Here is a 15,686-nt window from a genome sequence, read left to right as displayed (position 1 = left end):
GCGACCCGGGCCCTGTGCCTTTGCACCCTGTCGGCCGTTGCGCCGACCGGCTGACAGGATGGCTCTCCACTTCGGTACGGCGAGTCCCTAGCCTTGCCGCATGAGCATCCCCACCGCCGACGCGGCCGCCGGCCAGGCCGTCAAGGCCGCCGACCGCGCGCACGTCTTCCACTCGTGGTCCGCCCAGGCGCTGATCGACCCCCTCGCGGTGGCCGGCGCCGAGGGCTCGTACTTCTGGGACTACGACGGCAACCGCTACCTGGACTTCTCCTCCCAGCTGGTCAACACCAACATCGGGCACCAGCACCCGAAGGTGGTCGCGGCCATCCAGGAGCAGGCGGCGAAGCTCTGCACCATCGCCCCCGGTTTCGCGGTCGAGTCGCGCAGCGAGGCGGCCCGGCTGATCGCCGAGCGCACCCCCGGCGACCTGGACAAGATCTTCTTCACCAACGGCGGCGCCGAGGCCAACGAGAACGCCATCCGGATGGCCAGGCTGCACACCGGCCGGCAGAAGGTGCTCTCCACCTACCGCTCCTACCACGGCGCCACCGCCAACGCGATCGCCCTCACCGGCGACCCGCGCCGCTGGGCCAACGAGACCGGCGTCTCCGGCATCGTGCACTTCTGGGGCCCGTACGCCTACCGCTCCAACTTCCACGCCGAGAACGAGGCGCAGGAGTGCGAGCGCGCGCTGGCCCACCTGGAGCAGGTCATCGCCTTCGAGGGCCCCGGCACCGTCGCGGCCGTGATCCTGGAGACCGTGGTCGGCACCGCCGGCATCCTGATCCCGCCGCCCGGCTACCTGGCCGGGGTCCGGGAGATCTGCGACCGCTACGGCATCGTCTTCATCCTCGACGAGGTGATGGCCGGCTTCGGCCGCACCGGCGAGTGGTTCGCCGCCGACCACTGGGGCGTCACCCCGGACCTGCTGACCTTCGCCAAGGGCGTCAACTCGGGCTACGTCCCGCTGGGCGGCGTGGCGATCAGCGCCGAGATCGCCGCCACCTTCGCGGAGCGGCCGTTCCCCGGCGGGCTCACCTACTCCGGCCACCCGCTGGCCTGCGCCTCGGCCGTCGCCACCCTCAACGCCATGGCGGAGGAGGGCATCGTCGAGAACGCCAAGCACATCGGCGAGACCGTGATCGGTCCCGGCCTGCGCGAGCTGGCGGAGCGGCACCCGTCCATCGGCGAGGTGCGCGGGCTGGGCGTCTTCTGGGCGCTCGACCTGGTGAAGGACCGTGCCACCCGTGAGCCGCTGGTGCCGTACAACGCGGCCGGCGCCGCCAACGCGCCGATCGCCGAGCTGGCCGCCGCGTGCAAGCAGCGGGGGCTCTGGCCGTTCGTCAACATGAACCGCTTCCACGTCGTGCCGCCGTGCACGGTGACGGAGGAGGAGGCGAAGGCCGGTCTCGCCGTCCTCGACGAGGTGCTGTCGCTCGCCGACGCGCACACCGTCTGACTCTCACCGACAGGACGGCCCCGGGCGCCCGCGCGTCCGGGGCCGTCTCCCGCTCCGGAGGCTCCACCATGCCCAGCACCACCCCGACCCGCCGCCCGAGCGACCTCCAGAGTCCGACCCGGCGCCGTCCGACCCGCCGCCGGGTGCTCGGCACCGGCGCCGGACTGTTCGGGGCCGCCGCCCTGACCGGCTGCGGCATCCGGTCGGCCTACGTGGACGAGGACCGCCGCTCCGCCCCCGACCGCTCGGAGAGCGAGAAGCGGCTGGGCTTCTCCAACTGGACCCAGTACATCGACACCGACGACGACGGCGGGCGTCCGACCCTGGACGCCTTCACCGAGCGGACCGGCATCAAGGTCACCTACACCGAGGACATCAACGACAACGACGAGTTCTTCGGCAAGATGGGCCCGGTGCTCACCCAGGGCACCGACCCGGGCCGCGACCTGATGGTGGTCAGCGACTGGATGGCCGGCCGGTACGTCTCGCTCGGCTGGGTGCAGGCGATGGACCGGGCCAACCTGCCCAATGTCACGGCGCAGCTGGACCCGCAGCTCGCCGACCCGGCCTTCGACCCCGGGCGCCGCCGCAGCGTGCCCTGGCAGTCCGGGATCACCGGCATCGCCTACAACCGCAAGGAGCTCGGCCGGGAGATCAAGTCCGTCGCCGACCTCTGGGCGCCCGACCTGAAGGGCCGGGTCACCCTGTTCGCCGGGCTGGACGAGGCGCTCGGCCTGCTGATGCTCGCCCAGGGCGCCGACATCTCGGCCTTCACCGAGGACCAGGCCCGGCAGGCGATGGACCTGGTGCAGCGGATGGTCGACACCCGGCACGTGCGCCGGTTCACCGGCAACGACTACACCAGCGACCTTGCCTCCGGCGCGGCGCTGGCCTGCCAGGCGTACTCCGGCGACGCCGTGCAGCTCACCGCCGAGAACCCGGACATCGCGTTCGTGGTGCCCGAGGAGGGCGGCGAGCTGTGGGCCGAGAGCCTGATGATCCCCAACCGGGCCGGGCACAAGCGCAACGCCGAACTGCTGATCGACCACTACTACCAGCCGGAGGTGGCCGCCGAACTGGCGGCCGCGGTGCAGTACATCTGCCCCGTTCCGGCCGCCCGTGAGGTGCTGGCGGCCAGCGGGGACCGGGAGAAGGCGGAGCTGGCGGAGCACCCGCTGCTCTTCCCGACCGAGGAGATGCGGGCCCGGCTGCACACCATGCGCGACGTCGGCTCCGCCGAGCGGCCCGGCCTGCACAAGGTCTGGACCCGGATCACCGGCGTCTGACCTCCGGCTCCTCCGCCGTCCCGCCGCCCGCGCGGGCGGGACGACGGAGGAGCTCAGCGGCGGACGGCGTCCAGCGCGAGCAGGGCGACGTGCAGCGAGAGGCAGGACTCCACCTGGTCGAGGTCGACCCCGAGGATCCGCTCGACCTTGTGCAGCCGGTCGTAGAAGGACGGCCGGGACAGGTGCGCGGCGTCCGCCGCGGCGGACTTGTTCCGGCCCTGCTCCAGGTAGATCCGCAGCATCTGCACCAGCTGGCCGTTGTGCTCGGCGTCGAAGGCGAGCAGCGGCCCCAGCTCCCGTTCGACGTAGGTCTGCAGCCGGGCGTCGTCCCGGAGCAGGTGCAGCAGTCCGCGCAGCCGCACGTCGGGCAGCCGGTAGTAGGACGCGCCCCGGCCGCCGGGCGCGTCGTGCAGCGCCGCGTCGGCGACCTGGGTGGCCTCCAGCAGGGTGCGCCGGGCGTCACGGACCGAGCCGACGGAGGAGCCGACCGCGACCACCGGCTCCGGCGCGGCGGCGTCCCGGGCCGCCTCGGCGGCCAGCCGGCGCAGCGCCGCGGCGAAGGCGTCCAGCGCGGCGTGCTCGTCCTGCTGCGGGCCGAGCGTGATCAGCACGCCGACGCCCTCGTCGTCCAGCGCCCCGACCAGGGCGGACAGCCGGCAGGCGCGGACGGCGCTGGCCGCGAGTTCGGTGAAGTCGCGCAGCCGGGCCTGTGCCTCCAGCGCGGCCGGGATCGGGCCGCGCCGCTGCCGCAGCACCGCGCCGACCAGCCGTCGGCCCTCCAGCGGGACGCCGAGCGCCTGGGCGCGCAGGGCCACCTCGGAGACGGTCAGCGCATGGGTGAGGATCCCGGAGAGCAGCGTGCGGTGGGTCTGCCGTTCCAGGCTCTCCCGGTCGCGCACCACCAGCCGGTTGAGGGCCAGCGCGGAGGCGCCGCGCTCCAGCAGCATCGTGTACGGGTGCGGGCCGCCCTCCGGCTGCGGTCCGGGCTCCTGCATCAGCACCAGCCGCCCCCAGTCCTGCCCTCGGGCGCCCACGGCGGTGACCAGCCAGCCGCTGCGCGGGTCGTACCCGGTGCGCCCGGGCGGGCGGACCCCGCGCGAGCGGCGCTCCCAGTCCTCCAGCAGCTCGGCCTCGGACCGGCCGGCGGACTCGTGGGTGAGCACCTGGTGGGCGAGGTTCTCCAGGACGACCGGGGCTCCCGCTATCCGGGACACCTGGCGGACCACCTCGGCCGGTTCGGCGCCCTCCACCACGAGCTCGTTGAAGACCTGGTGGATCGCCTCGGAGGTGCGCAGCTGCTCCAGCTGGGCGTTGACCACCAGGGCGTGCACGGCCTCGGTGACGGAGACGAAGCGCAGTTCGCGGCGGAGCGCGATCAGCGGCAGTCCGCGCTGCTCGGCGGCGTGCACCAGGGCGCGCGGCAGGCTGTCGAAGTAGCGCCGGCCGTACTCGATGACCAGTCCGGCCACGCCGATGTCGGCGAGCTCGCGCACGTACCGCGCCAGGCCCTCGCGGTCCTCGGGCAGGGCGATGCCGGTGCTCAGCACCAGTTCGCCGCCCTGCAGCATGCCGGCGACGTCGGGCAGCTCGCTGACGTGGACCCAGCGGACCGGGCGTTCCAGGTGGTCGGCTCCGGCCACCACCTGGGGGAGGCCGCGGCGCATCACCTCCAGGTCGAGCACGCGGGCGACGGTGGGGAGCATCGCGGGGCCTCCAGGGTTCAGAGTGTCAGGGAAATCATCCATCGCGGCGACGACCTGTTGCCCTGCCCGAAGCCTTGCACCTTGTAAGGCGCTTTCCGTCGAGGTTGTCGCAGTGGTCCTTGTCACGCCCCGGCGCCAGCAGGCATGGTCAGCGGGTCGACCGCGACGGATCCGGCCCTGTGGCCGGAACCCGTCGCCACGAGCGCGACGACCGGCCGGCCGGCCACGCCCTGCCCCGCCCCTCGCCCCGCCCCCACGGCGGCGGTGGGACGGGCCGGGAGCGTCGTCCGGACGGTCGCACCACCGGAACCTGGAGGAACCAGATGGACCTGACCGACTTCGGCGCGGGCGCGCAGTACATCGCGGGCCGGCAGAGCCGGGGGAGCGGTGACGCCTTCCAGGTCGTCAACCCGGCCGACGGCAGCGTCGTCGAGGAGTTCTCCCTGGCCTCCACCGGACAGGTCGACGAGGCCGTGGCCGCCGCCCGGGCCGCGCTGCCCGAGTGGGCCGGCGCCACCCCCGGCGCCCGCTCCGAGGCGCTCACCCGGCTGGCCGCCGTCCTCACCGACGCCGCCGCCGACCTCGCCCGGGTGGAGACCGCGCAGACCGGCAAGCCGATCAAGCTCTCCACCGAGTTCGACGTCCCCGGCACCATCGACAACGCCTCCTTCTTCGCCGGGGCCGCCCGCAACCTGGAGGGCAAGGCGGCCGGCGAGTACTCCGGCGACCACACCTCGTACGTGCGGCGCGAGGCGATCGGCGTGGTCGGTTCGATCTCGCCGTGGAACTACCCGCTCCAGATGGCCGCCTGGAAGGTCCTCCCGGCCATCGCGGCCGGCAACACCATCGTCCTCAAGCCGGCCGAGCTGACCCCGCTGACCTCGCTGATGTTCGCCCGGGCCTGCACCCTGGCGGGCATCCCGGACGGTGTGGTCAACGTCGTCACCGGCGCGGGCCGGGTCGCGGGCGAGCACCTGGTGTCGCACCCGGACGTCGCGATGGTCTCCTTCACCGGCTCCACCCCGGTCGGCCGGCGGGTCGCCGAACTCGCCACCGCGACCGTCAAGCGCACCCATCTGGAGCTCGGCGGCAAGGCCCCGTTCGTGGTCTTCGACGACGCCGACCTCGACGCCGCGGTGCACGGCGCCGTCGCCGCCTCCCTGATCAACAGCGGCCAGGACTGCACCGCGGCCACCCGCGCCTACGTCCAGCGGCCGCTCTACGACGCCTTCGTGGCCGGCGTGGCCGAGCTGTACGAGGGGATCCGGCTGGGCGACCCGCTGGACCCGCGCACCGACCTCGGCCCGCTGGTCTCCTTCACCCACCGCGACCGGGTGGCCGGCTTCGTCGAGCGCGCCCGCGGCTACGCGACCGTGGTCACCGGCGGGGCCGCCCCCGCGCGGGGCCACGACGGCACCGACCTCACCCGCGGCGCCTACTACCGCCCCACCCTGATCACCGGCGCCGCCCAGGACAGCGAGGTCGTCCAGGGCGAGATCTTCGGCCCGGTGCTGGTGGTGCTCCCGTTCGACAGCGACGACGAGGGCCTGCGGCTGGCCAACGACACCCCCTACGGCCTGGCCGCCTCCGCGTGGACCGGCAACGTCCACCGCTCGCTGCGAGCCACCCGCGAGCTCGCGGCCGGCTGCGTCTGGGTCAACGACCACATCCCGATCATCAGCGAGATGCCGCACGGCGGCTACAAGTCCTCCGGCTACGGCAAGGACATGTCGCAGTACTCGCTGGACGAGTACACCCAGGTCAAGCACGTCATGTTCGACACCACCGCGGTCGCCCGCAAGGACTGGCACCGCACCGTCTTCGGAGACAGATAACCGGACCGGGGTGGTCCCCCACACCCCCTCGCCCCCCAGGAGGCCCGTCCCATGGTGTTCAACGAGCTCACCGACGGACTGTCGGAACCCGTCCGCAAGGCATGGGAACGCAGTCTGACCAGTGGCCGGGCCGCTCTCGGCCGGCGCACCGTGCTGCGCGCCGCCGCCCTCACCGCCGGCGCGGGCGCGCTCGCCGCCTGCGGCATCCCGCCGGCCGGGAACACCGGCGGGACGGGTGACTCCACCGCGAACGCCGCCAAGGACCTCTCGGACAGCGAGAAGGAGGTGAACTTCTCCAACTGGCCGCTCTACGTCGACACCGACGAGAACGACAAGGAGAAGCACGGCACCCTGGAAGCCTTCACCGCCGCCACCGGGGTCAAGGTCAAGTACACCGAGGACATCAACGACAACGTCGAGTTCTTCGGCAAGGTCAAGCCGCAGCTCGCCGCCGGCCAGGACACCGGCCGCGACCTGATGGTGCTCACCGACTGGATGGCCGCCCGGCTGATCCGCCTCGGCTGGGCGCAGAAGCTCAACCCGGCCAACGTCACCACCGCCATCACCACCATCGAGTCCCGCTTCCGGGCCCCCGACTGGGACCCGGGCCGGCTGTACAGCTACCCGTGGGCCGGCATCCAGGTCGTCATCGCCTACAACCGCAGGGCCACCAAGGGGAAGGAGGTCACCAGCGTCGCCCAGCTGCTGGAGGATCCCGACCTCAAGGGCCGGGTGACCTTCCTCTCCGAGATGCGCGACAGCATCGGCATCACCCTCCTGGACATGGGCAAGGACCCGGCGAAGTTCACCGCCGACGACTACGCCGCCGCGGTCGCCCGGCTGCAGAAGGCGGTCGACAACAAGCAGATCCGCCGCTTCACCGGCAACGACTACGGCCAGGAGCTCTCCTCGGGGGACATCGCCGCCTGCGTCGCCTGGGGCGGCGACCTGATCCAGCTGCGGGCCGACAACCCGGACATCGAGTTCGTCATCCCCGAGAAGGGCTTCGTGACCAGCACCGACAACCTGCTGGTCCCCGCCAGGGCGCAGCACAAGACGAACGCCGAGAAGCTGATCGACTTCTACTACCAGCCGAAGATCGCGGCGCAGCTGACCGCAGGCATCGGCTACGTCTCCGCCGTCACCGGGGTGCGGGAGGAACTGGCCGCCATCGCCCCGGACAGCGCGGCCAACCCGCTGGTCGTCCCCACTCCCGAGATGGCGGCCAGGGCGCACGTCTTCCGGACCCTCACCGAGACCGAGGAGAGCGACTTCGAGGAGAAGTTCTCCAAGCTCATCGGCGCCTGACCCCCACTGACGGCAGAGAACCAGAGAGACACCATCCATGACAGAGCAGCAGAGCCCCGCGGCCGTCGGCGGCGACGTCCGGCTGACCGGCATCGGCAAGACCTACGGCGCCTTCACCGCCGTCCACCCACTGGACCTGACCGTTCCCCAGGGCTCCTTCTTCGCCCTGCTCGGCGCCTCCGGCTGCGGCAAGACCACCACCCTGCGGATGATCGCCGGTCTGGAGGAGCCCACCAGCGGCACCGTCCTGATCGGCGGCCAGGACGTGACCGTCCTGCCCCCGTACAAGCGGCCGGTGAACACCGTCTTCCAGAGCTACGCGCTCTTCCCGCACCTCGACATCTTCGAGAACGTCGCCTTCGGGCTGCGCCGGCGCGGCCGCAAGGACGTCAAGAAGCAGGTCGAGGACATGCTCGAACTCGTCGAGCTCGGCCAGTACGCCCGGCGCAAGCCGCACCAGCTCTCCGGCGGTCAGCAGCAGCGCGTCGCCGTCGCCCGCGCGCTCATCAACCACCCGCAGGTCCTGCTCCTCGACGAGCCGCTCGGCGCCCTCGACCTCAAGCTCCGCCGCCAGATGCAGCTGGAGCTCAAGCGGATCCAGACCGAGGTCGGGATCACCTTCGTGCACGTCACCCACGACCAGGAGGAGGCCATGACCATGGCCGACACCATCGCGGTGATGAACGGCGGCCGGGTCGAGCAGCTCGGCGCGCCCGCCGACCTCTACGAGAACCCCGCCACCACCTTCGTGGCCAACTTCCTCGGCCAGTCCAACCTGCTGCCCGCCGACGTCACCGGCGGCGCCGGCGAGGACCTGCTGCTCACCGCGGCCGGTGCCCGGCTCACCGTGCCCCGGGCCCGTTGCGCCACCGAGGCCAAGCGGGTCCACCTCGGCGTCCGCCCGGAGAAGATCACCATCGAGCACGGCTCCGCCCAGGTCGCCGAGGGCCGCAACCGGCTGGCCGGCACCGTCGTCGACTCCAGCTTCATCGGCGTCTCCACCCAGTACCTGGTGCGCACCGACGGCGGCCAGGAGGTCACCGTCTTCGAGCAGAACATGGAGCGCGACGCCCGAATAGTCCCCGGCGCCCCGGTCCTCCTGCACTGGAACCCGGCCCACTCCTTCGCCCTCGACGCCGCGCAGGCGATCGACGCGGGCACCGGGGAGGCGGCGGCATGACCAGCACCACCGCGGCGGCTCCGCCGCAGGCCGTACCCCCCGACGGCGGCGCCCTCCCGGGGCCGGCCCCGAAGGCGAGGCGGCGGCTCACCCCGTACTGGCTGCTGCTGCCCGGCATCGCCTGGCTGGTCGTCTTCTTCGCGGTGCCGATGCTCTACCAGGGCTCGACCTCGCTGCAGACCGGCTCGCTGGAGGACGGCTTCCGCGTCACCTGGCACCTCGCCACGTACTGGGACGCCCTGGTCGAGTACAAGTGGCACTTCGTCCGCTCCTTCGGCTACGCCGCCACCGCCACCCTGCTGTGCCTCGCCATCGGCTACCCGCTCGCCTACACGATCGCCTTCAAGGCGAGCAAGCGCTGGCGAAGCGTGCTGCTGATCCTGGTCATCGCGCCGTTCTTCACCAGCTTCCTGATCCGCACCCTGGCCTGGAAGACCATCCTCTCGGACGGCGGCCCGGTGGTCGGCCTGCTGAACACCCTGCACGTCCTGGACGTCACCAGCGCGATCGGCCTCACCTCCGGCGACCGCGTGCTGGCCACCCCGCTCGCCGTGGTCTGCGGACTCACCTACAACTTCCTGCCGTTCATGATCCTGCCGCTGTACACCTCGCTGGAGCGGATCGACCCGCGCCTGCACGAGGCCGCCGGCGACCTCTACGCCCGCCCGTTCACGACCTTCCGCAAGGTCACCTTCCCGATCTCGCTCCCCGGCGTGGTCGCGGGCACCCTGCTCACCTTCATCCCGGCCTCCGGCGACTACATCAACGCCCAGCTGCTGGGCTCGCCGAGCGAGCAGATGGTCGGCAACGGCATCCAGAAGCAGTTCCTGAACGTGCTCGACTACCCCACGGCCGCCGCGCTCAGCTTCATCCTGATGGCCCTGATCCTGGGCATGGTGACGGTCTACATGCGCAAGGCCGGGACGGAGGAACTCGTCTGATGTCCCGATTCTTCACCTGGATCCGCGCCCATCTGGTGGTGCTGGCGGGCCTGCTGGCCCTCGCCTACCTGGTCCTGCCCAACCTGGTGGTGCTCGCCTTCTCGTTCAACAAGCCGGTCGGCAAGTTCAACTACGAGTGGAACGAGTTCTCCACCGACGCCTGGACCGACCCCTGCGGTGTCGCCGACATGTGCCAGTCGCTCTCGCTGAGCCTCCAGGTCGCGACGCTCGCCACCATCGGCGCCACCGTGCTCGGCACCATGGTCGCCTTCGCGCTGGCCCGCTACCGCTTCCGCGGCCGCTCCGCCACCACCGCGATGATCTTCCTGCCGATGGCCATGCCCGAGGTGGTCATGGCCGCCTCGCTCGGCACGCTCTTCCTCAACATGCGCATCCCGTTCGGCTTCACCACCATCCTCATCGCGCACATCATGTTCTGCCTGAGCTTCGTGGTGACGGCGGTCAAGGCGCGCGTGATGAGCATGGACCCGAGGCTCGAACAGGCCGCGCAGGACCTCTACGCCACCCCGGTCCAGACCTTCCTGCGGGTCACCCTTCCCCTCGCCGCCCCCGGCATCGCGGCCGGCGCGCTGCTCAGCTTCGCGCTCTCCTTCGACGACTTCATCATCACCCAGTTCAACTCGGGCCCGACCACGGTCACCTTCCCGATGTTCGTCTGGGGCGCCTCGCAGCGCGGCATCCCGGTCCAGGTGAACGTCATCGGCACCGCGATGTTCATCGCCGCCGTCGCCCTCACGGTCACCGGACAGTGGCTCGGGAACCGCCGGAAGGCCACCGCCTGACCTCCCCGGCGGCCGTCCCGGCGTACCGTCGGGACGGCCGCCGGTCATCACCATCAATGTGCAGAAAGTGGCTGATAATGCATGGACTCCGCCCGCGCGCTCAGTGACGCCAGGCCCACCCCCTTCTGGCTGGAGGACCCGGGCCGGCCGACGGCGCAGCCCGCCCTGGTCGGCGACACCCACTGCGACCTCCTGGTCGTCGGCGGCGGCTACTCCGGCCTCTGGACCGCCCTCGTCGCCAAGGAGCGCGACCCCTCCCTCGACGTCGTCCTGGTCGAGGGCCAGGAGGTGGGCTGGGCCGCGTCCGGGCGCAACGGCGGATTCTGCGCGGCCAGCCTGACGCACGGCTTCGGCAACGGCCTGCAGCGCTGGCCGGCCGAGCTCGGCCGGCTGGAGCGCCTCGGCGCCGAGAACCTCGACGGCATCGAGGCCACCCTCACCCGCTACGGCATCGACGCCGAGTGGGAGCGCACCGGCGAGATCGACATCGCCACCCAGCCGCACCAGCTCGACGAACTGCACGAGGTCGCCGAGGCCGTCGCCCAGTACGGCCTCGACGTCACCGTGCTCGACCGCGACGAGCTGCGCGCCCAGGTCGACTCGCCGACCTTCCTCGGCGGGATCTGGGACAAGGAGGGCGTGGCCATGGTCCACCCCGCCAAGCTGGCCTGGGGCCTCAAGCAGGCGTGCCTCGGCCTGGGCGTGCGGATCTTCGAGCACACCCCGGCCCAAGCCCTGCGCGAGCACGGCGCCGGCATGGCCGTCCGCACCCCCTACGGCCGGATCTTCGCCGGCAAGGTCGCCCTCGGCACCAACGCCTTCCCCTCCCTCGTCAAGCGCGTCCGTCCGTTCATCGTCCCGGTGTACGACTACGCGCTGATGACCGAGCCGCTCAGCCCCGAGCAGCTGGCCGCGATCGGCTGGCAGGGCCGCCAGGGCCTCAGCGACAGCGCCAACAAGTTCCACTACTTCCGGCTTTCCGCCGACAACCGGATCCTCTGGGGCGGGTACGACGCCGTCTACCACTTCGGCGGCCACGTCCGGCACGAGTACGACCAGCGGCCGGAGACCTTCCGCACCCTGGCCCGGAACTTCTTCACCTGCTTCCCCCAGCTGGAGGGCGTGCGCTTCACCAACGCCTGGGGCGGCGCGATCGACACCTGCAGCAGGTTCTCCGCCATCTTCGACACCGCCTACCGCGGTCGGGTCGCCTACGCCGCCGGCTACACCGGCCTCGGCGTCGGAGCCACCCGGTTCGGCGCCGAGGTCATGCTCGACCTGCTCGCGGGCGAGCGCACCGAGCGCACCGAGCTGGAGATGGTGCGGCGCAAGCCGCTGCCCTTCCCGCCCGAGCCCGTCCGCTGGGCCGGCATCGGGATCACCACCCGCTCGCTGGAGCGCGCCGACCGCACCGGCGGGGAACGCAACCTGTGGCTGCGCACCCTCGACAAGCTGGGCCTCGGCTTCGACAGCTGACCGGGACGCGGGAAGGAATCGCGCCGGTCCCGGCCGGACCCGTGGTTCGGACGCGTACTCCGGACCCGCTCCCGCCCGCTCCGGACTTGTGCAGAACCTGTGCTCCGGAGCTCTCCGGGACCGGACCCGTGTAAGAGAGACCCGCCGTCCGCCTCTCGTTGGTGACGGCGGGTCTCGCATGCCCCGCCGCGCCATCGAAAGCGGGGACAGCACCATGGAGACCACGGCACTCGACTGGCTGGCCCAGGCCGCACCGGACCCGCGGGCCTTCCGGGCCCAGTGGGAACGCACCGGGCTCGGCCTGGTCCTCCTCCCGGCCGGGCGGCACTGGGACGTCCTCTCGGTACCCGGCCGACTCGGCCGCCCGGTCGTCGACCTCCTCGGCACCGGCACCTGCGGGCCCGTCCTGGCCGACTTCGGGGACGAACACATCGGCTTCCTGGTGCCCGTCGGCACCGCCGCCCGCTGGGTCGGCACCGGCGTGCGCTGCGCCGGTGAGGGCACCTGGATCGTCGTCCCCCACCCCGACCGGCGGGGAAGGGGCGTGCGCTGGCTCGTCCCACCCGACGGGTCCGGACGGCTCAACGACCCCGTGCTGCTGGAGCTCGCCCTGCACGAGGCGGCGGCCGGGCTCGGCAACTGGTGACCGCGAGGATCCGCCCGGTCTCCCCTCCTCGGGCGCGCCGGACCGGCCGGCGCGCCAGACTGGAGAGGTGACCACAGCCGCGGACGCCGTCGACCCCGACCTCCACCCGGGCCCGGCCCAGCTGCGCCTCCTCGGCCTCGCCCGGCCCGTGGGCGAGCGGCACGGCCTCGCCCTCGCCGGCGGCCACGCCCTGCGCGCCCACGGCGTCCCGGCCTGCGAGCAGGACGGGATCACCCTGGTGGCGGCCGGGACCACCGACCTGCCCCGGGTCGCGGCCGAGCTGGCACGGGCGTACCGGACGGCGGGCGGCGTGGCCGCGGAGCGCCCCGGCACGCCCCGGCTGGAACAGCTCTCCGTCCGGCTCACCCTGGGCGGGCGCGCGCACACGGTCGAACTGCGCAAGGAACCGTTGGGCCACCGTCCGGTCCGCCTCGATCTGGGCGGCCCCGATCCCGGCCCCGACGGCGACCCCGACCGCGCTCCCGGCGCCCCGTTCCCGCTGGACACCGTCGCGCTGGAGGACGCCGCCGCCCTGACCACCGCGCTGCTCGTCGACCGGGCCCTGCCCCGGGACCTGATCGACGTGCACGCGCTCACCGCCTGGTACCGGGAGGGCGAACTGCTCGCGCTCGCCACCGCGCTGGACGCCGACTTCCAGCCCACCGCGCTCGCCGACCGGCTGGAGACCCTGGCCGAGGCCGCCGACGGGCGGTTCCGCGCCCGCGGCCTGCCCGTCGGCGACGTCGCCGCGCTGAAGCGGTGGGCGCTGGCCTGGGCCCAGGACCTCAGGCTGGACCTCCTGGAGACCCAGGAGGCCGCGGACGGTCTGCACGATCCGTACCTGGAGGACGTGGAAGCCCACGAGGAGCTGGCCGATCACGCCGGTCCGGCGGGTCGAGAGCAGCCGGGGGAGCACGGGGACGGGACCGGAGGAGCGGGCCGGCGGTACGACCTGTAAGGCTGAATCCCCAATCCCCGTCAGCCTGTTCGTTGAGGCCGCCCCGACCGCCCAGCAGACTGGACGAGTGAGCGCGGTAGCCCCGTGACCTCGCCGCCCCGTCCCGTGCGGGCGGCGTCACACAAGGGACCGGTGGCGCAAGGCCGCCCGGACTTCGGAGGCAGACGGACCTTGAGCAAGCACATCACCCACTGGATCGGCGGCCGCCCGGTCGCCACCGCCGGTGCCGCGCCCCGCCGCGGTGACATCTTCGACCCGGCCACCGGCCAGGTCACGGGCCACGTCGACTTCGCGGACGTCGCGGACGTCGACCAGGCCGTGGCCGCCGCCGCCTCGGCCTTCACCGAGTGGCGCACCGCCTCGATCGCCAAGCGCACCACGGTGCTCTTCGCCTTCCGCGAGCTGCTCAACGCCCGCAAGGACGAGCTGGCGTCGATCATCGTCGCCGAGCACGGCAAGGTGCACTCGGACGCGCTCGGCGAGATCGCCCGCGGCCTGGAGGTCGTCGAGTACGCCTGTGGCATTCCGCAGCTGCTCAAGGGTGGCTTCACCGAGCAGGCGTCCACCGGTATCGATGTCTACTCGATCCGCCAGCCGCTCGGCCCGGTCGCGATCATCTCGCCGTTCAACTTCCCGGCCATGGTGCCGATGTGGTTCTTCCCGATCGCCGTAGCGGCCGGCAACACCGTGGTGCTCAAGCCGTCGGAGAAGGACCCGTCCGCCGCCAACTTCCTGGCCGAGCTGTGGAAGGAGGCCGGCCTCCCGGACGGCGTCTTCAACGTCGTGCACGGTGACAAGGTCGCCGTGGACCGGCTGCTGGAGCACCCCGACATCAAGTCGGTCAGCTTTGTGGGCTCCACTCCGATCGCCCGCTACGTCTACGAGACCGGCACCCGCTACGGCAAGCGCGTCCAGGCCCTCGGCGGCGCCAAGAACCACATGCTGGTCCTGCCGGACGCCGACCTCGACCTGAGCGCCGACGCCGCCGTCAACGCCGGTTTCGGCGCGGCCGGCGAGCGCTGCATGGCGGTCTCCGTCCTGGTCGCGGTCGACCCGATCGGCGACGAGCTGGTCGAGAAGATCAAGCAGCGGGTCGCCACCCTCACCGTCGGCCCCGGCTGCAACGGCGAGTCCGAGATGGGCCCGCTGGTCACCGGCCAGCACCGGGACAAGGTCACCTCCTACGTGGAGTCCGGCCTCGCCGACGGCGCCGAGCTGGCCGTCGACGGTCGCAAGCACGAGATCACCGCCGAGGACCGCAACGGCTCGCCGACCGCGGACGGCTTCTGGCTCGGCCCCACCCTGTTCGACCACGTCAAGCCCGGCATGTCCGTCTACAACGACGAGATCTTCGGCCCGGTCCTGTCCGTGGTGCGGGTCGCCTCCTACGAGGAGGGCCTGGCCCTCATCAACGCGAACCCGTACGGCAACGGCACCGCCATCTTCACCAACGACGGCGGCGCGGCCCGGCGCTTCCAGTACGAGGTCGAGGTCGGCATGGTCGGTATCAACGTGCCGATCCCGGTCCCGGTCGCCTACTACTCCTTCGGCGGCTGGAAGGCGTCGCTGTTCGGCGACGCCCACGCCTACGGCCAGGACGGCGTCCAGTTCTTCACCCGCGGCAAGGCGGTCACCCAGCGTTGGCTGGACCCGTCGCACGGCGGCATCAACCTGGGCTTCCCCACCAACGACTGATCCGGGCGGGCCCCGCGCCCGCGTCCGCTCCGAGTCCGTCCCGCTCGACAGGCCGGCCCGCACCCGTGCGGGCCGGCCTGCGGCTTGTCCCGGGAGTTTGCCCGGCGTTTGCCTTCGGTCGCGAACAGGCGTAGTGTTCACTGGTCGCTCGACATGGAGCACCGGACACGCGTCAGCGCGGACGGTCCCGGGGCGGCCAATCCTCGAAACACCACTTCCAGAACCGGCTTTGCCGCGCCATGCCTTTCGGCTTTTGCGGCGATGGTTTGTTTTGTTGTGCTCATTTTTGATGATTGCGGCCGGATTCGCTTTTCGGGGCGGGGATCGGCTAGAGTTTGAAACGTCGGACGGGGCGTCAAGCCGCAGAAGACACCAGCGAGTTGGACGAAGGAAGCG

The 15,686-nt window shown here is 72.1% G+C and carries 13 protein-coding genes; 11 read left to right on the top strand and 2 right to left on the bottom strand.

All coding sequences use genetic code 11. The annotated features are described in order from the left end of the window. The first annotated feature begins 100 nt into the window (after positions 1-100). Positions 101-1,459: an aspartate aminotransferase family protein gene (locus ACIQ9P_RS35255; RefSeq protein ID WP_402365566.1), complete on the top strand. Its 1,359-nt coding sequence runs from the start codon at positions 101-103 to the stop codon at positions 1,457-1,459. Between the two features lie 68 nt (positions 1,460-1,527). Further along, a complete protein-coding gene (locus tag ACIQ9P_RS35250) occupies positions 1,528-2,745 on the top strand; it encodes a spermidine/putrescine ABC transporter substrate-binding protein (RefSeq protein ID WP_402365564.1) in 1,218 nt (405 codons plus the stop codon). Between the two features lie 53 nt (positions 2,746-2,798). On the opposite strand, the gene ACIQ9P_RS35245 is transcribed toward ACIQ9P_RS35250, so the two are convergent. Continuing rightward, positions 2,799-4,448 (bottom strand): PucR family transcriptional regulator, encoded by a 1,650-nt coding sequence (locus ACIQ9P_RS35245; protein WP_402365562.1) that lies wholly within the window; start codon positions 4,446-4,448, stop codon positions 2,799-2,801. A gap of 323 nt (positions 4,449-4,771) precedes the next feature. Here ACIQ9P_RS35245 and ACIQ9P_RS35240 point away from each other — a divergent pair, with 323 nt between their 5' ends. The 9 genes from ACIQ9P_RS35240 to ACIQ9P_RS35200 all read left to right on the top strand — a co-directional run bounded on the left by ACIQ9P_RS35240 (position 4,772) and on the right by ACIQ9P_RS35200 (position 15,290). Then, positions 4,772-6,283 (top strand): gamma-aminobutyraldehyde dehydrogenase, encoded by a 1,512-nt coding sequence (locus ACIQ9P_RS35240; RefSeq protein ID WP_402365560.1) that lies wholly within the window; start codon positions 4,772-4,774, stop codon positions 6,281-6,283. Between the two features lie 51 nt (positions 6,284-6,334). Then, positions 6,335-7,591, top strand: a complete 1,257-nt coding sequence (locus tag ACIQ9P_RS35235) for a spermidine/putrescine ABC transporter substrate-binding protein (protein ID WP_402365558.1) — start codon at positions 6,335-6,337, stop codon at positions 7,589-7,591. 37 nt (positions 7,592-7,628) lie between these two features. Further along, on the top strand, positions 7,629-8,771 hold the full coding sequence (locus tag ACIQ9P_RS35230) for an ABC transporter ATP-binding protein (RefSeq protein WP_402365556.1): 1,143 nt from the start codon (positions 7,629-7,631) through the stop codon (positions 8,769-8,771). Beyond that, the gene (locus ACIQ9P_RS35225; protein ID WP_402365555.1) at positions 8,768-9,712 is read left to right on the top strand and encodes an ABC transporter permease; all 945 of its coding nucleotides are present in this window, start codon (positions 8,768-8,770) and stop codon (positions 9,710-9,712) included. Before ACIQ9P_RS35230 ends, ACIQ9P_RS35225 begins: the two co-directional genes overlap by 4 nt. Then, positions 9,712-10,515, top strand: coding sequence for an ABC transporter permease (locus ACIQ9P_RS35220; protein ID WP_402365553.1), 804 nt, complete (start codon positions 9,712-9,714; stop codon positions 10,513-10,515). The genes ACIQ9P_RS35225 and ACIQ9P_RS35220 overlap by 1 nt, the downstream gene beginning before the upstream one ends. A gap of 81 nt (positions 10,516-10,596) precedes the next feature. Beyond that, positions 10,597-11,991, top strand: coding sequence for an NAD(P)/FAD-dependent oxidoreductase (locus ACIQ9P_RS35215; RefSeq protein ID WP_402365551.1), 1,395 nt, complete (start codon positions 10,597-10,599; stop codon positions 11,989-11,991). Positions 11,992-12,205: 214 nt separating this feature from the next. After that, the gene (locus tag ACIQ9P_RS35210) at positions 12,206-12,637 is read left to right on the top strand and encodes a hypothetical protein (protein WP_402365549.1); all 432 of its coding nucleotides are present in this window, start codon (positions 12,206-12,208) and stop codon (positions 12,635-12,637) included. Between the two features lie 67 nt (positions 12,638-12,704). After that, positions 12,705-13,595, top strand: coding sequence for a hypothetical protein (locus ACIQ9P_RS35205; RefSeq protein WP_402365547.1), 891 nt, complete (start codon positions 12,705-12,707; stop codon positions 13,593-13,595). A 171-nt stretch (positions 13,596-13,766) separates the two neighbouring features. Beyond that, positions 13,767-15,290 (top strand): CoA-acylating methylmalonate-semialdehyde dehydrogenase, encoded by a 1,524-nt coding sequence (locus ACIQ9P_RS35200; RefSeq protein ID WP_093860354.1) that lies wholly within the window; start codon positions 13,767-13,769, stop codon positions 15,288-15,290. Positions 15,291-15,427: 137 nt separating this feature from the next. On the opposite strand, the gene ACIQ9P_RS35195 is transcribed toward ACIQ9P_RS35200, so the two are convergent. Continuing rightward, positions 15,428-15,686, bottom strand: a 259-nt coding sequence (locus ACIQ9P_RS35195; protein ID WP_402365545.1) for a hypothetical protein, incomplete at its 5' end; no start/stop codon positions are given.

Source organism: Kitasatospora sp. NPDC094019 (assembly GCF_044764505.1).
Taxonomy (GTDB): domain Bacteria; phylum Actinomycetota; class Actinomycetes; order Streptomycetales; family Streptomycetaceae; genus Kitasatospora.
Note: the sequence above shows the minus strand (reverse complement) of the source record. Positions and strands in the feature narration are given on the sequence as shown.